The sequence below is a fragment of the Paenibacillus sp. RS8 genome (genome assembly GCF_041956825.1).
GTDB lineage: Bacteria > Bacillota > Bacilli > Paenibacillales > Paenibacillaceae > Paenibacillus_AQ.
Genome location: NZ_CP168131.1, coordinates 6,914,303 through 6,929,728, shown reverse-complemented (window position 1 = coordinate 6,929,728; position 15,426 = coordinate 6,914,303). Strand labels below are relative to the sequence as shown.

The following is a 15,426-nucleotide window of genomic DNA, read 5'->3' as shown; positions in this document are numbered from 1 at the left end:
AGGGGAGTCCTCTTTTGAAACGATTATATTTAAAACTTACGCCAAGTACCTTTAAGAATCGGATTTTGTTAGCTTTCTTACTGTTGGTACTAACACCCATTGCCATGCTCGTTCTGTATAACTTCAAAGAGACAGAACAAATGCTTCAGGATAATGCGGAAACGAAGAACATAGAGCAGCTTATTGGGATTAAGAATGGTTTTGTTGATCTCATGAGTCTCGTTATGAAAACAGGATCATTACTTGAACAAGATACAACGATTTTATCGATAATGAAGAATCCTGAGCAATCTGATGAAATCACGAGAAAAAAGCTCGTTGAAAACAAGTTTGGAGCGATTGAAAATACATTCTTCATGAGTGGAGCGACGGTGTATTATACTTTAATCGACCTTCATGGAAACGCATACACTTCCTTTATGCCGAGGGAAACCTTGAGCTACGACGAAATCCAATCGGAAGATTGGGTTCAAGCGTTGAAGCGAGAAGGAGCGAATCGATATATATGGAATCCGAATGACAAGAATAATGTGGTCCGGGAAAGTACGACAAGTAAGAAAATGCTTAGCCTCTATGAGGTTATGCGTGATAATGGTTTTAACATTTATGCTTATGCAAGACTAAGTATCGATTATGAGGAGTGGTTTATTAAATCAACGTTAGGGAGTAAACAGGAAGGTTCTTTTTTTCTGCTCGATGCCTCAGGGAGAATGATGCTTAATCCGGATAAGGATGAGACCTTTTCTCCAGATATTGCGCAGAGTATTGTGAAGAGTGACCACCAGCGGCAGACAGAGCGTGCTGCATCCATCATCGATCCGAAGGAGAAAAGCTTATACACATACAGCTACATCGAAGAGTTGAATGGTTATGTCGTTAAAAAGGTGCAGCTAGAACAGCTATTTCTTGAGGTGTATAAGCAGAAGCAACGATTTTTTGCTGTATTTGGAGTCATACTACTGCTATTTGTTCTATTAACTTATTTTATATCATCGACGATTACAGTGCCGCTAAAGAAGCTGCAGAAGAAGATGGAGATGACCGCTAAAACGAATCTCAAAATGAAATTACCCGAGCAAGGGCGGGGAGAGATTCTGGCGCTGACTCAGAGTTTCAATATAATGATCCATGATTTAAATGAGCTGTTGCAGCGTCTTCAGCTTGAAGAAAAGCAGAAGCAATTCGTTCGATTTCAGGTGTTACTTTCGCAGATGAATCCACATTTCCTACTAAATACATTGAATACGATAAAGAGCATCGCCTTAGATAAAGATGATGATGAAATTTATGGAATTTGTGTTGCACTAGGCAAAATATTGGAAACAACCTTAAATACGGAAGTGGATTTGATTCTGTTAAAGGATGAGATTGTACTAATTGAATCTTACATGGAAATTCAGCGGCAACGCTTCGGACATGGGATTGAGATTCAATATGATATCAACGAGGAACTACAATACGCATTAATTCCTAAATTCTGTCTTCAGCCCTTAATTGAAAATAGCTTGATTCACGGCTTCGGTCAGTCTGTGAAACAAGGGAGAATTGATATTTCCGCTAAGGTGACTGGACAGCAACTATATCTGCAGGTTAAAGATAACGGCATGGGAATAGATAGAGCACAGCTGAATAAGGCTGCACGGAAACGAAAAGGAATCGGTGTTCAGAATATTAGGGAGAGCTTAGAGCTGTTGTTCAAGAATCAACGGACAGGCATGGACATTGTATCATCAGACACAGGAACTGAAGTGATTATCCATTTTCCACTTCTTATTTCAAAACCTTACGATGGAGGTAAGCTCACATGTGGAGAACGTTAATTGTGGATGATGAACAACCCGCAGTTAAAAGTATACGGAAATTATTCTTAAAGGCTGGAATCCCGTTTGAAATTATAGGTGAGGCGGAGAATGGAGAAGTTGGCTTGCAAATGATTCGTGAGCTTCGACCTGATGTGGTAGTGACGGATATCAATATGCCAGTGATGGATGGGGTGAAGCTCCTTCAAGTTGCGCGAGAGGAAGGCTTCGACTGTCGATTTGTAATGTTGACCGCATTGAGTGAATTTGAATACGCTCGGCAAGCGCTCGTATTTGGAGCTTCGGACTACATTCTGAAGCTATCTTTAGATCTACAAGGTTTGAAGCAGACCATGGGTAAGGTTCATGCCGAGCTAGAGCAAATGGTGAAGATGAAAAAGGCCGATAAATGGTTTCCTGAGAAGCAACAAACGGGACCGACAGATCATGTGGAGATGAACAAAATAATTGCTTATATTGAAGAGCATTATTCTGAGGACATCTCGCTCAAATCCATGTCAGAGTTGATCCGAATGGATGCAAGTTATATAAGTGACTTATTCAAGAAAAAGACAGGGAAAACGTTGACGAATTATATTCAAGAGCGGCGTATTCAGGCTGGAAAAATGCTGCTTGCAGAGACGAAGCTAACAATTAGTGAGATTGGGCAGCAGGTGGGCTTTGAGAACGATAATTATTTTATTAAAATTTTCAAAAAGTGGTGTGGCGTCACGCCAAATGAATTTCGCAAAGAACCAAAAAACGTTCTATAGTTTCCCAAATGTAGTTCATCCCCCAGAATCCGCTCTGATGATAAAGTTATAGACGTAGAGCACAACACATAATCCTTCCAAGGGGGAAGATATCGATGAAGAAAAAGTGGTATCCTGCAGTGCTTTCTGTCTTATTAGCAGGTACGATGCTGGCTGGTTGTGGTACTAGTGGAAGTAATGATGCGCAGGGCAGTGCAAATGGACAAACAGCAAAGGAGAAAATAAAGCTTACGATGTGGGGGGCAGTTCCGGCAGAAGCCGGGCCTCAAGCTGTAATTGATAACTGGAATAAAGATCATCCAGACATTCAAGTCGAGTATATCCGTAATGTAAATGATGATGCTGGAAACTTAAAGCTAGATACTGCCTTGATGACCAATCAAAACATAGACCTTTTCATGAACTACGATCTTGCTCATTTACAGAAACGTATGGATGCAGGCGTTGCCTTGGATCTAAGCACGAAGACAGATTATGATATCGACAGCCAGATCGGCGAGGACGCAGCAATGTGGAAAATAAATGATAAGTACTATGGGATTCCTACAAAGAAAAACATGGCGTTTGTGTGGTTGAACAAAGATATGCTGGATGCAGCAGGATTACCGATTCCTGCGGTGGACTGGACCTGGTCAGATCTTCAGAAGTATGCGAAGAAGCTAACGAAGCCTGGTGTGTACGGATTATTGCAGGCAGATTCCTCCTTCTCAACAACGATGGACGGTACGCTTGCTGGAATGGGTGTGAAACAGGCGGATGGTACTTCAAACTTTGGGAATGATCTATGGAAAGAACACCTGGAAATATTGCATAACATGATGTTCGTGGACAAATCCACACCGGAATATGGCGAGCAACTGACAAGTAAAATGCCGGTTGACACCATGTTCTTGCAAGGCAAAGCGGCAATGCTGGCAGCAGGTGAGTTTATTTTCCGAAATGCGAACAACTTGAAAGACTATCCGCATGATTTCAAAACCGCGTTCGCCGCTATTCCAAAAGTGAATAAAGATCAAAAGGATTATAAATATTCGGGCGGTGTGGGTGACATGCTTTCTCTTAATGCGAAATCCAAGAACCTGGACGCAGCTTGGGAGTTCGCAAAATGGTATGCGGATGGCGGTATGCTACCAATGGCAAGCGGTGGTCGTATTCCAGCCTCTAAGAGTGTAGATAGTAAGGAAGCAATGAGCCTTCTCATGAAGGGTGTGGAAGACAAATATGATACAGATTCAATGAATAAAATTGTATTCGGCAAATTCCCGTCCTTCCAGCTAAATGTAACTCAACAAGCCATTGATGCACGTAAAGAAGAGTATGAAAAATACTTCTTAAATAAGCAAGATATTGAAACCACGATGAAGAATATGCAAACCCGTTCGCAAGAGTTATTGAAATAATGAAATAGTTAGCACAAAAAGAGAAGGAGGAAGATTTCTTCGTTCTTCTCTTTCGTGTACCCATTTTTCAGCATACGAAAGGCGGCGATACCGTGAAGCGGAGAAGCTGGATGGACAGACAAGGCTGGATCGGCATGACCTTTATTCTTCCGAATATGATTGGTATTCTCTTATTCTTTATTATTCCTGCAATCTATTCCTTTGTCCTCATGTTTACGAATTATCAATTTTCAAATCCGAATTGGCAATTTACTGGGCTGGATAATCTCAAACGATTGTTCCATGACGATAATTTCTATGCCTCGATCAAATATACGGTGATATTCCTGATATCGGTTCCAGTATCGATGGTGCTCGCATTTATTGTAGCGCTATTTCTAAACCGCAGTGTGTATCTTAAAGGCGTATTACGTGGAATGTTCTTCCTACCGTATATCTCCAGTGGAGTAGCCGTTGCATTTGTCTGGATGCTGCTATTTCAGCCTTCACAGGGACCCATCAACGAAATGCTTCGCTGGATTGGCATAACATCGCCGCCAGGATGGTTTGCGGATACGGAAACCGCAATGTATGCCATTGATATCGTACAAATCTGGCTGATGCTTGGCTACAATATGATCATATATTTAGCTGCATTACAGGAAATTTCGACAGAACAGCTGGAAGCTGCCCGGATCGATGGCGCAAGCACATTCAAAACAACATGGAAAATTGTATGGCCTCTTGTTAGTCCCACAACTTTTTTATTAATGATTACCGGATTAATTATGACGATGAAATCGTTCTCGATTATTCAAGCCATTACGGCTGGAGGTCCTAGCGGAAGTACGACGGTCTTATCACTATTCGTTTATAAAACAGCATTCAGTTATTACGATATGGGATACGCTTCAGCCATTTCATGGTTCTTGTTCGCCGTCATTCTCGTCATTACAGTCATTCAGTGGATCGGCCAAAAGCGCTGGGTTCATTACTAAATGATCCCACAAAGTGAAGCTTTGCAGGGGGCCCCGAAACCATAATTTAAAGGAGCAGGCGGTATGAATGAAAAAGCAGGAAACATGAAGGTGAAACTGCCAGTAACGATCATCATGTTTGTTCTAGGACTATTTATGATTGTGCCTTTCCTATGGATGCTCAGCACATCCTTTCAGACACCTGCCGAGGTGTTTAACAAATGGCTGCCTTCATCTCTCAACTGGAGCAATCATATTCGGGTGTGGACAGGAAGTCATGATTTTGTTCCGTATTATTTAAATTCACTTAAAATTTCAATTATTGGAACTGTGGGGGCTGTGTTTCTATCTGCCCTTGCCGCTTACGGATTTTCACGTACTTCGTTCAAAGGTCGAGATGGACTATTTGTCATATATTTATCCATGATGATGGTTCCACCTCAGGTGCTTTTTGTTCCAAAGTTTATCATGTTTAACTGGGTTGGGATTTACAATACGCATTGGGCGCTGATCCTACCCGCCATGTTCTCAATCTTCGGTGTATTTATGCTTCGGCAGTTCTTTATGAGCATTCCTAAGGAAATTACGGAATCTGCTTTTTTGGATGGGGCGGGGCATTATAAGATATTTTTCCGCTTAATTCTGCCATTAGCGAAGCCAGCAATAGCAACGTTTGCTATTCTCGATTTCTCCTGGCAATGGAATGATTATGAGAATGCGCTTGTATTCTTGCAAAGCCCTAAACTATATACCATTCCGCTTGGATTGCAGAATTTTATTCTTGAGAACAATGTGGACTACAACGGGATGATGGCTGCTTCATCGGCTGCAATTATTCCAATGATTATTATCTTCTTTGTGGGTCAGAAATACATTATTCAAGGGATTTCCAGCTCGGCTGTGAAAGGCTAACTATAGGAGGGGTACTAACATGAGAACAGAAACGGTTAAATCCGATGTAACAGTGGTCGGTGGTGGACTTGCAGGAATGAACGCGGCGATCGCTGCAGCGCGCCTAGGGTTAAAGGTAGCACTAGTGCAGAACCGTCCTGTACTTGGTGGTAACTCGAGTTCAGAGGTTCGGGTATGGGTATGTGGTGCAACAGGACATGGTGTAAATCGATATGCACGTGAGACAGGCATTATGGGTGAGTTATTCATCGAGAATCAATACCGGAACCCGGAGGGAAATCCATACTTATGGGATCTAACCTTACTCGAAGCCGTGAAGGCAGAGTCGAATATCAGCCTGTTCCTAAATACCGATGTACGCGAAGTGGAAGCGGAAGGTGAGGCAGAGGATCGTACGATTCGCAGTGTGATTGGTTGGATGATGGGATCTGAGCGGTTGATTACGTTCAAGAGTGAGGCGTTCATCGATTGCACGGGCGATGGTTTGGTTGGCTTCCTAGCAGGAGCTGACTTCCGTTTAGGACGTGAAGCCCGCCATGAATTTAATGAGGAATGGGCACCAGAAGTGCCTGATAACATTACATTAGGCAGTACATTATTGTTTTATACACAGGATACAGGAAAACCGGTACGTTATGTTGCTCCATCGTTCGCGAAGGATATTACAACAACGTCGATCCCGATCCGGCGGGTCATTCGGAGTGGAGATTCAGGCTGTCACTACTGGTGGATTGAGTGGGGTGGTGAGCTTGATACAGTGGATGAGAATGAACGTATACGTGATGAGCTATCCTCTGTTATTTATGGGATTTGGGATTACATTAAAAACTCAGGTCATTTTGATGCCGAAAATATGACGCTGGAGTGGGTTGGATCAATTCCGGGTAAACGTGAATACAGACGGTTTGTTGGCGATACGATCTTAACGCAAAATGATATTCTTGCGCAGCGTGAATTTGAAGACCGGATTGGATTCGGAGGATGGTCGATTGATCTGCATCCACCGCAAGGGATGTACGCAGAAGAGAGTGGCTCGAAACATCTGCATGCGGATGGGATTTATCATATTCCATTTAGTTCGCTCTATTCGAAAAATGTGCGAAATCTACTCTTCGCGGGTCGGAATATCAGCGCATCTCATGTGGCTTTTGGAACAACACGCGTCATGGCGACCTGTGCGATTATGGGTGAAGCGGCTGGAGCAGGTGCAGCATTATCCGTCATCAAAGGTGTAACCCCTCGTGAAATTCGCAATCAGCATATGCATGAATTGCAACAGGTGATGTTAAAGCAAGATGCTTCGATTATTGGATTGCGCAACGAAGATCCACTAGACCTCGCGAGAAATAGTGAGATTCATGCGTCCAGTACGATGAAAGGCATATTACTGGATCGTCCAGCTGAAGCTTATGAGCTTTCTCATGACGTAGGAATATTGTTTCCGGTTGAAGGAAATATCCTTGGGTTGAAGCTGCTTGTGTCAGCAAGTACTCAGTCAGAGTTGACGGTTGAGCTATGGACGACTGGGCGTGCGGAAAATTACGTTCCAGCAGAGTGTAGACAGGTTAATGTTGTATTAGTACAAGCTGGAGAGCAGCAATGGATTGATGTTCCGGTACAAGAGGAGCAGTGGAGTTCAATCGGCGAATGTAATATCTTCGCTATTATTCGAGCTAATGAGCATATTCAATTGCATATCTCAGAAACCTCAATCACAGGTGTTATTACATTTGAGCGAGGCGTTAAACCAGTAGTCGATTCAGCGCTGGAGGATCATCAGCCAGATCAGCCGGTGATGGAGTGGAGCATGAAACAGCTTGTACGCAGGCATTTCTGCTTTGCGGTAGAAACATCCGCATATGCTGCATCCAAAGTCACTGACGGGTATGCTCGACCTTTTGCAGGGCCACATAGCTGGGTTTCTGAGCCGATGACTGCTGGTAGAACGGAGTGGGTAGAGGCGCGTCTCCCGGATGCTGCTTCAGTCTCTGAAATTCATTTTACTTTTAACGATGATGTTAATGAGGATCTTATCAACCTACATCACCATGAAACGCCATTTCTAGTGATTCCTGAACTAGTAAAGGCTTACGATGTAGAGTTGCTCATTGATGGCGTGTGGCAAGTCATGTTCCGCGTCAAAGACAATCATCGCCGGAAGAACGTACATCGTTTAGAGAAGCCTGTCCTTACGGACACTGTTCGGATCGTTATTCATGAAACTAACGGAGGAGAACGTGCAGAACTCGTGGAAATGCGGATATATTAAGAAGAAGCGGCTTAGCCATCCTTATAGGGAAGGTATCTGTTTCTGCGAGAAATACAAAATATATATACTTTTTTGTATTTTAAAATAGAGATCATTTATAAATGATCGCCCCTCGAAGGGAAGCCGTCAGGCTTTCCTTTTCTTGTTTTTTAGATTACACTAGTCAAACGATATTTTTATATAAAGGAGACAGCTAATGACTACGAATACTAATGGCCGTCCCCCTGAGGCCGTGTACATTCATATACCTTTTTGTACCAATAAGTGCTTTTATTGTGATTTTAATTCCTACGTTCTCAAGGATCAGCCGGTTATGGATTATCTCGAAGCCTTGGATCGAGAAATGGAGCAGACCGTTAAGAACACCCCACCGGGTGTCATCAAAACGATCTTTGTCGGCGGAGGTACTCCAACTGTACTGAAACCCGATGAGATGGCTTATTTTCTAAAATCTGTTCGCACACATTTCCCGAATTGGGATAAAGATATCGAGTTCTCTATGGAAGCAAATCCGGGAACTACGGATAAAGATAAGTTGACGGTTATGAAAGAAGGCGGCGTGAATCGGGTGAGCTTTGGTGTTCAGGCGTTTCAGAACGAACTCCTGACGGGCATTGGCCGGATTCATAATGTTGATGATGTATACCGCAGCTTGGAGAATGCTCGTGCAGTAGGACTTAACAACCTGTCGGTTGACCTTATGTTTGGTTTGCCGAACCAAACGGTGGAGATGCTGGCTGAAAGTATTCGCAAAGCGCTTGAGCTAGATTTACCCCATTATTCTATTTACAGCTTGAAGGTGGAGGAGAACACTCTTTTTCACACCCTATTTAATAAGAACAAACTTCCTCTACCTAATGAAGAAGATGAACTGCAAATGTACCTCTTGTTGATGTCTTCTATGAAGGAAGCGGGCTACAACCAATACGAAATCAGTAACTTTGCAAAACCAGGCATGGAGAGTCGTCACAATATCACTTACTGGCGTAATGAAGATTATTATGGTCTCGGCGCAGGTGCACATGGATATGTAGGTCGTCAGCGACATATTAATGTTAAGGGTGTAAATCCTTATGTTGAAGCTACACGTAAAGGCCTGCCTCGATTGGACGCATACCCAATCACTGAAGCAGAAGCGATGGAGGACTTTATGATGGTTGGCTTGCGTATGCATGAAGGTGTCTCTAATGCGGCATTTCAGGCGCAATTTGGGCGTTCGATAGAGGATGTATTTGCGAAATCCCTTCATAAGATGCTGCATGCGGGTCTGCTTGAACACGAAGAGGGGACGTACCGGCTCAGCAAGCAAGGGATCCTTTTTGGTAACGATGTTTTCGCAGAATTTGTAGGCGCGCTGACAGAAGTTTAATTTTAAAATACCCCTTGAATTGTAATTCACTCTGTTGTATATTTATTCATATTATCAACAGAGGGGTGAATTAAAGTGCTTGCCAAGACGGAAATGATCCGCCATTCGTCTCCAGCAGGAGATGCACAGGTGATTTGTAGAAATGCAGTGGTAGAAGATGTTGAGCCGTTGTATCTGATGATAGAAGAATACGCACAGCGCGGTATCATGTTGCCCCGTTCCAGGCAGGCGCTGACTCGCCAGATCGATCAATTTGTAATTGCGGAAATCGAGGGTAGATTCGTAGGCTGCGGTTCGCTCTTCAAGCTCGGGAATGATCTCGTAGAGATTCGCTCGATCGGCCTGAATGATGAGGGGAAGGGAAAAGGAATAGGTTCTATGATTTTGGCGAAGCTGGTGGAGGAAGCCAAAAACCAAAAAATCCCTAAGGTCATGGCACTAACCTACGCCGTAGATTTCTTTCTTAGAAACGGATTCGAAGTTGTCGAGAAAGAGATTTTCCCCGAAAAGGTATGGACAGATTGCGTGAATTGTAAAAAGCAGCATGCCTGCGATGAAATAGCAGTACTTAAGATGCTGAACTGACTTGACAATGTCAATGTCAGTTTGGTATTTTTGTATTAGTGGTTAGCACTCATCTGAGTCGAGTGCTAACGAATCGGAGCCAACAGCCGATAGGAGGGGATAACATGTTAACTGATCGCCAGAGAATGATACTAAATGCAATTGTAGATGATTATATTTCATCGGCAGAACCAGTAGGGTCTCGCAGCATTTCTAAACGGGGGGATGTAGGGTACAGCCCTGCGACCATTCGAAATGAAATGGCTGACCTAGAGGATTTGGGTTATCTCGAGCAGCCTCATACATCGGCAGGGAGAATACCTTCCCATAAAGGATACCGATACTATGTGGATCATCTGGTACCGTGGAATTCCGCCGAAACGGCAGAGATGGGCACGATCCGCGCTTTTTTTGCCGAGAAGCTGAATGCGATGGAGCAGGTCATCCAACATGCGGCGATGATTCTTTCCAATATGACGAATTACACTTCCATCCTTCTGGGACCGGAGGTTTTTCATACATCATTGCGTCATTTTCAGTTGTTACCGCTAGATGATACAACCGCTGTAGCGATTATCGTTACAAGTACGGGGCAAGTTGAGAACCGTACGGTGAACATTCCACCGGAGATTTCCGTTTCCGAGATGGAGAAAGTGGTTAACCTACTGAATAGTAAGCTGGTCAATGTACCACTCTATAAGCTGAAGACTCGGCTGTATTCCGAGCTTGGCGAGGAAATGCAGCGTCACATCTCACATTATGAAGAATTAATGCAAGTGCTGGACATTGCGCTGGAAAGTGATCAAGAGCAGCGTATCTATCTCAGTGGAGCCACGAATATGCTTACACAGCCTGAGTTCAAGGATGTTGACAAGGTGAAAAGCATTCTTGATCTGCTGGAAGAGACGCCTACATTGCTCAAAATGCTGGCCCCTACAACAGGCGGCACAGGTATTCAGGTCCGAATAGGGACGGAGAACAATCATGAAGCGTTCGCTAACTGCAGTCTGATCACCGCCACTTATTCACTGGATGGGCAGGCCTTGGGAAGCATTGGCATCCTTGGACCGACACGAATGGAATATGCAAGAGTGATGGGGATCTTGGGCATTTTATCCCGAGATTTGACAGCGATGCTGGCACACTGGTATAAGTGAACAGAGTCAACATTGATTACGTGAATGATTTTAAGGAGGTGAAGACAACTTGAAAAAGGAACAAGTTCAAGATGCTAATGAATTCAAAGATGATTTGATAAATGAGGAACCTGAGGCTGATGCAGCTTCGAAAGCCGACTCATTTACGGCAGAGGAAGTTAGTGAAGGTGCTTCAGACACAGGTACGGAGGTAAAACGTCTGCAGGATCTCGCTGATGAATATCAAGGACGTGCGCTGCGTGCGCAGGCTGATTTCGATAACTTCCGTCGTCGTACTCAGAAGGAGAAAGAAGAGTTGGCTCAATATGCCACCTCCAAGCTCGTGACTGAACTGCTATCAGTACTGGACAATTTCGAGCGTGCTTTAGTCACTACTCCTAGTGGCCCTGAGTCCGAAGCTTTTGTGAAGGGTGTTAATATGATTTTCCGTCAGCTGGATGGGGTATTGAAGTCCGAGGGGCTTACGGCTATGGAAACAGTAGGACAGCCTTTTAATCCTGAATACCATCAGGCTATCATGCAGGTGGAGAGCGAGGAGTACGAAGAGGGTATCGTAACAGAAGAAGTCCAAAAAGGATATCTCCTGAAAGATAAAGTTCTTCGTCCTGCTATGGTCAAAGTCAGCATGTAGTCTGTCAAAATAGGACGGGCAGTTTCAGTCCACCAGTGGTACCAATCGGATTTTTTTTGAAAATATAAGAAAGCATAAGTTTCACGCTATATATTATCCTTATATTTCTCGCTTAAACGCTAATCGTTCTAAAATAAGGACGCCGAAGGCATTTATGCTTGTATTTTTAAAATTAAAATGAGCGTATGCTCCATATACCTTAAGAGGAGGCAAATTATTGTGAGTAAAGTTATCGGTATTGACTTAGGAACCACGAACTCTTGCGTTGCCGTAATGGAAGGCGGCGAAGCCGTTGTAATTCCAAACCCAGAGGGCGCGCGTACAACCCCTTCGGTTGTAGGTTTTAAGAAAGACGGCGAGCGTATCGTCGGTGAAACAGCTAAACGCCAGGCGATTACTAACCCTGATCGTACGATCAGCTCGGTAAAACGTCATATGGGTACGAACCACAAAGAAAGCATTGATGGTAAAGACTACTCTCCACAAGAAATTTCAGCAATGATTCTTCAAAAGCTGAAATCCGATGCAGAAGCATATCTTGGCCAAACTGTTACTCAAGCAGTTATCACAGTTCCTGCTTATTTTAATGACAGCCAGCGTCAAGCTACTAAAGATGCAGGTAAAATTGCAGGCTTGGAAGTTTTGCGTATTGTTAATGAGCCAACAGCTGCAGCTTTGGCATATGGTCTGGAGAAATCCGAAGATCAAACTATCCTTGTTTATGACCTTGGTGGCGGTACGTTTGACGTATCCATCCTGGAATTGGGCGACGGCTTCTTTGAAGTAAAAGCTACAAGCGGTGACAACAAACTTGGTGGCGATGACTTTGACCAAGTGGTTATGGATTACCTGGTATCTGAATTTAAGAAAGAGCAAGGCATTGATCTGAGCAAAGATAAATCTGCTGTACAACGTTTGAAAGATGCAGCTGAAAAAGCGAAAAAAGAATTGTCGGGCGTACTGACAACTACTATTTCTCTTCCGTTCATCACTGTAGTAGACGGAGTACCTCAACACTTAGAGATCAACTTAACTCGTGCGAAGTTTGATGAGCTTACTGCTGGTCTGGTAGAACGTACTTTGGGACCAACTCGTCAAGCTTTGTCTGATGCTGGTATGACACCTGCAGACCTTACCAGAATCGTTCTGGTTGGTGGTTCTACTCGTATCCCTGCTGTGCAAGATGCAATTAAGAAGCTTACAGGTAAAGATCCACACAAAGGTGTGAATCCGGATGAAGTTGTAGCTCTTGGTGCTGCTGTTCAAGCGGGTGTATTGACTGGTGATGTTAAGGACGTTGTATTGCTCGACGTAACTCCGCTTTCCCTCGGTATCGAAACTGCAGGTGGCGTGTTCACGAAGATGATCGAGCGTAACACTACAATTCCTACAAGTAAATCCCAAGTATTCTCGACCTTTGCTGACAACCAACCTAGCGTAGAGATTCACGTGCTACAAGGTGAGCGTCAAATGGCGAACGGCAACAAAACACTGGGACGCTTCATGCTGAACGAGATTCCACCAGCACCACGCGGCGTACCACAAATCGAAGTTTCTTTCGATATTGATGCCAACGGTATCGTGAATGTATCTGCAACAGACAAAGGTACAAACAAGAGCCAAAAGATCACTATCACTTCTTCTAGCGGTCTGAGCGACGCAGAAGTAGAACAAATGATGAAGGATGCCGAGCTTCACGCTGAGGAAGACCGTAAGCGTAAAGAATTGGTAGAAGCGAAGAACAGTGCTGACCAACTCGTGTATTCTACTGAGAAAGTGATCAAAGATCTTGGTGATAAAGCTGATGCTTCCGAAGTTGAAAAAGCAAACGAAGCTAAAGATAAAGTGAAAGCAGCACTTGAAACTGACAATCTTGAAGAAATCAATGCTGCTACAGAAGCATTGACTGAGATTGTACAACAGTTGTCCATGAAGCTGTACGAACAAGCTGCTCAAGCAGAGCAAGGTGCTGAAGGTGGCGCTGGAGCCGCTGAAGGCGCTCCTAAGAAAGACAATGTAGTTGACGCTGACTATGAGGTTGTTGACGAAGATAAGAATCAAGGGTAACCTTAAACGATAAGTGTATAGGACGTAACTGATAAATTCTTATATAGTTAAGAAGGGAAGGTCAAAACCGGGTCATCCCGTGTTTTGACTTTCCTTTTGTAATATCAGTTTGCACACTCTTCGCGAATGCGCCTTCTGATATTGTAAGAATAAACATCTGCTGGAACTGGATGGTCAGATCCTAGGGTTTTATCGTATAATGGTTTCTTTGACAGGTAATTAGGAATTTGAGTATGTAACGTACGGAGGTGAAAGCAGTGGCAGATAAACGCGATTATTATGAAGTGCTTGGCCTCAGTAGAGATGCTTCAGACGATGAGGTGAAGAAAGCGTACCGGAAATTGGCGCGCCAATATCACCCTGACGTGAATAAAGCAGATGATGCTGAAGCTAAGTTTAAAGAAGTAAAAGAAGCTTACGATGTTCTTAGCGACGGTCAACAACGAGCTAGATATGACCAATATGGCCATATTGATCCTAACCAAGGTATGGGCGGCTTCGGAGGCGGCGGTGGCGACTTCGGAGGACTAGGCGATATCTTTGATATGTTCTTTGGTGGCGGAGGACGCCGTGATCCTAACGCACCACAACGCGGTGGGGATTTGCAGTATACGATGACCATTGAATTCAAGGAAGCGGTATTCGGTAAGGAAACCGATATTACTATTCCACGTACGGAAACTTGCGATACCTGCTACGGCTCCGGGGCTAAACCGGGTACTAAACCAGAGACTTGTTCCACTTGTCATGGTAGTGGGCAACAGGAATTCGTACAGAATACGCCACTTGGACAGATGCGTAATCGTCGTCCATGTTCGCATTGCAGTGGTACAGGTAAGATTATTAAGGAAAAATGTACGACTTGTAGCGGACAGGGTAAAGTTAAGAAGCAACGTAAGATCCATGTGCGCATCCCTGCCGGAGTTGATGACGGTGCACAGCTTCGCATGACTGGCGAAGGCGAGGGCGGCTTACGCGGTGGTCCTGCTGGAGACTTGTATATTGTCATCCGTGTCAAATCCCATGATTTCTTCGTACGTGAGAACGACGATATTATGTGCGAGGTTCCACTTACGTTTGCACAGGCAGCACTTGGCGATGAGATTGAGATCCCTACCTTAACGGAAAAAGTGAAGCTGAAGATTCCTGCGGGAACGCAGACGGGTACTTTCTTCCGCCTTAAAGGCAAGGGTGTTCCACGTCTACGTGGATCTGGCCAAGGTGACCAGCATGTTAGAGTCATTGTTGTGACACCTAGCAAGCTGAATGATGAGCAAAAAGATTTGTTGCGACAGTTCGCCTCTCTTAATGGAGAAAACACACATGAGCATGAGCAATCCTTCTTTGATCGTGTGAAGCGTGCGTTCCGCGGGGACTGATATTTCTAACTTCATTAATTGAATAAATAAATAATATAGCAGAGCAGCGATCCTCCCGTTATTTGGGGGGCGCTGCTCTGCTTTTTTTGGGGTTATGGCTACTTGCTAATGCAGAACGTAACCCGTAACCGTGAGATCACGGCTGTGTTT

At 44.1% G+C, this 15,426-nt stretch carries 12 protein-coding genes; all 12 read left to right on the top strand.

Annotated elements, in window-relative coordinates; all coding sequences use genetic code 11:
• Positions 1–14: 14 nt before the first annotated feature.
• The 12 genes from ACDZ28_RS32415 to dnaJ all read left to right on the top strand — a co-directional run bounded on the left by ACDZ28_RS32415 (position 15) and on the right by dnaJ (position 15,276).
• Positions 15–1,820: a sensor histidine kinase gene (locus tag ACDZ28_RS32415; RefSeq protein ID WP_231573896.1), complete on the top strand. Its 1,806-nt coding sequence runs from the start codon at positions 15–17 to the stop codon at positions 1,818–1,820.
• Positions 1,805–2,572, top strand: coding sequence for a response regulator (locus tag ACDZ28_RS32410; RefSeq protein ID WP_042130400.1), 768 nt, complete (start codon positions 1,805–1,807; stop codon positions 2,570–2,572). Before ACDZ28_RS32415 ends, ACDZ28_RS32410 begins: the two co-directional genes overlap by 16 nt.
• A gap of 95 nt (positions 2,573–2,667) precedes the next feature.
• Positions 2,668–3,972, top strand: coding sequence for an ABC transporter substrate-binding protein (locus ACDZ28_RS32405; protein ID WP_375103725.1), 1,305 nt, complete (start codon positions 2,668–2,670; stop codon positions 3,970–3,972).
• Positions 3,973–4,064: 92 nt separating this feature from the next.
• Positions 4,065–4,949, top strand: a complete 885-nt coding sequence (locus ACDZ28_RS32400) for a carbohydrate ABC transporter permease (protein WP_231573337.1) — start codon at positions 4,065–4,067, stop codon at positions 4,947–4,949.
• Between the two features lie 63 nt (positions 4,950–5,012).
• Complete coding sequence (locus ACDZ28_RS32395; protein WP_076284811.1) at positions 5,013–5,840, top strand: carbohydrate ABC transporter permease; 828 nt, start codon at positions 5,013–5,015, stop codon at positions 5,838–5,840.
• A 19-nt stretch (positions 5,841–5,859) separates the two neighbouring features.
• Positions 5,860–8,109: an FAD-dependent oxidoreductase gene (locus ACDZ28_RS32390; protein WP_375103724.1), complete on the top strand. Its 2,250-nt coding sequence runs from the start codon at positions 5,860–5,862 to the stop codon at positions 8,107–8,109.
• A 196-nt stretch (positions 8,110–8,305) separates the two neighbouring features.
• The gene (gene hemW / locus ACDZ28_RS32385) at positions 8,306–9,478 is read left to right on the top strand and encodes a radical SAM family heme chaperone HemW (protein ID WP_341114537.1); all 1,173 of its coding nucleotides are present in this window, start codon (positions 8,306–8,308) and stop codon (positions 9,476–9,478) included.
• A 93-nt stretch (positions 9,479–9,571) separates the two neighbouring features.
• On the top strand, positions 9,572–10,063 hold the full coding sequence (locus ACDZ28_RS32380) for an N-acetyltransferase (protein WP_375105461.1): 492 nt from the start codon (positions 9,572–9,574) through the stop codon (positions 10,061–10,063).
• 104 nt (positions 10,064–10,167) lie between these two features.
• Positions 10,168–11,199 (top strand): heat-inducible transcriptional repressor HrcA, encoded by a 1,032-nt coding sequence (hrcA, locus tag ACDZ28_RS32375; RefSeq protein ID WP_042130390.1) that lies wholly within the window; start codon positions 10,168–10,170, stop codon positions 11,197–11,199.
• 49 nt (positions 11,200–11,248) lie between these two features.
• Positions 11,249–11,830 (top strand): nucleotide exchange factor GrpE, encoded by a 582-nt coding sequence (gene grpE / locus ACDZ28_RS32370; protein WP_042130389.1) that lies wholly within the window; start codon positions 11,249–11,251, stop codon positions 11,828–11,830.
• A gap of 219 nt (positions 11,831–12,049) precedes the next feature.
• Positions 12,050–13,897: a molecular chaperone DnaK gene (dnaK, locus tag ACDZ28_RS32365; protein WP_042130388.1), complete on the top strand. Its 1,848-nt coding sequence runs from the start codon at positions 12,050–12,052 to the stop codon at positions 13,895–13,897.
• 257 nt (positions 13,898–14,154) lie between these two features.
• A complete protein-coding gene (dnaJ, locus tag ACDZ28_RS32360; RefSeq protein ID WP_042130386.1) occupies positions 14,155–15,276 on the top strand; it encodes a molecular chaperone DnaJ in 1,122 nt (373 codons plus the stop codon).
• Positions 15,277–15,426: the final 150 nt, after the last annotated feature.

Excerpts from the sequence above, each read along its gene's own strand:
- ACDZ28_RS32395 (WP_076284811.1), top strand. The coding sequence starts at position 5,013 with ATGAATGAAAAAGCAGGAAACATGAAGGTGAAACTGCCAGTAACGATC.
- ACDZ28_RS32380 (WP_375105461.1), top strand. The coding sequence starts at position 9,572 with ATGATCCGCCATTCGTCTCCAGCAGGAGATGCACAGGTGATTTGTAGA.
- hemW (WP_341114537.1), top strand. The coding sequence starts at position 8,306 with ATGACTACGAATACTAATGGCCGTCCCCCTGAGGCCGTGTACATTCAT.
- ACDZ28_RS32410 (WP_042130400.1), top strand. The coding sequence starts at position 1,805 with ATGTGGAGAACGTTAATTGTGGATGATGAACAACCCGCAGTTAAAAGT.
- ACDZ28_RS32405 (WP_375103725.1), top strand. The coding sequence starts at position 2,668 with ATGAAGAAAAAGTGGTATCCTGCAGTGCTTTCTGTCTTATTAGCAGGT.
- hrcA (WP_042130390.1), top strand. The coding sequence starts at position 10,168 with ATGTTAACTGATCGCCAGAGAATGATACTAAATGCAATTGTAGATGAT.
- ACDZ28_RS32390 (WP_375103724.1), top strand. The coding sequence starts at position 5,860 with ATGAGAACAGAAACGGTTAAATCCGATGTAACAGTGGTCGGTGGTGGA.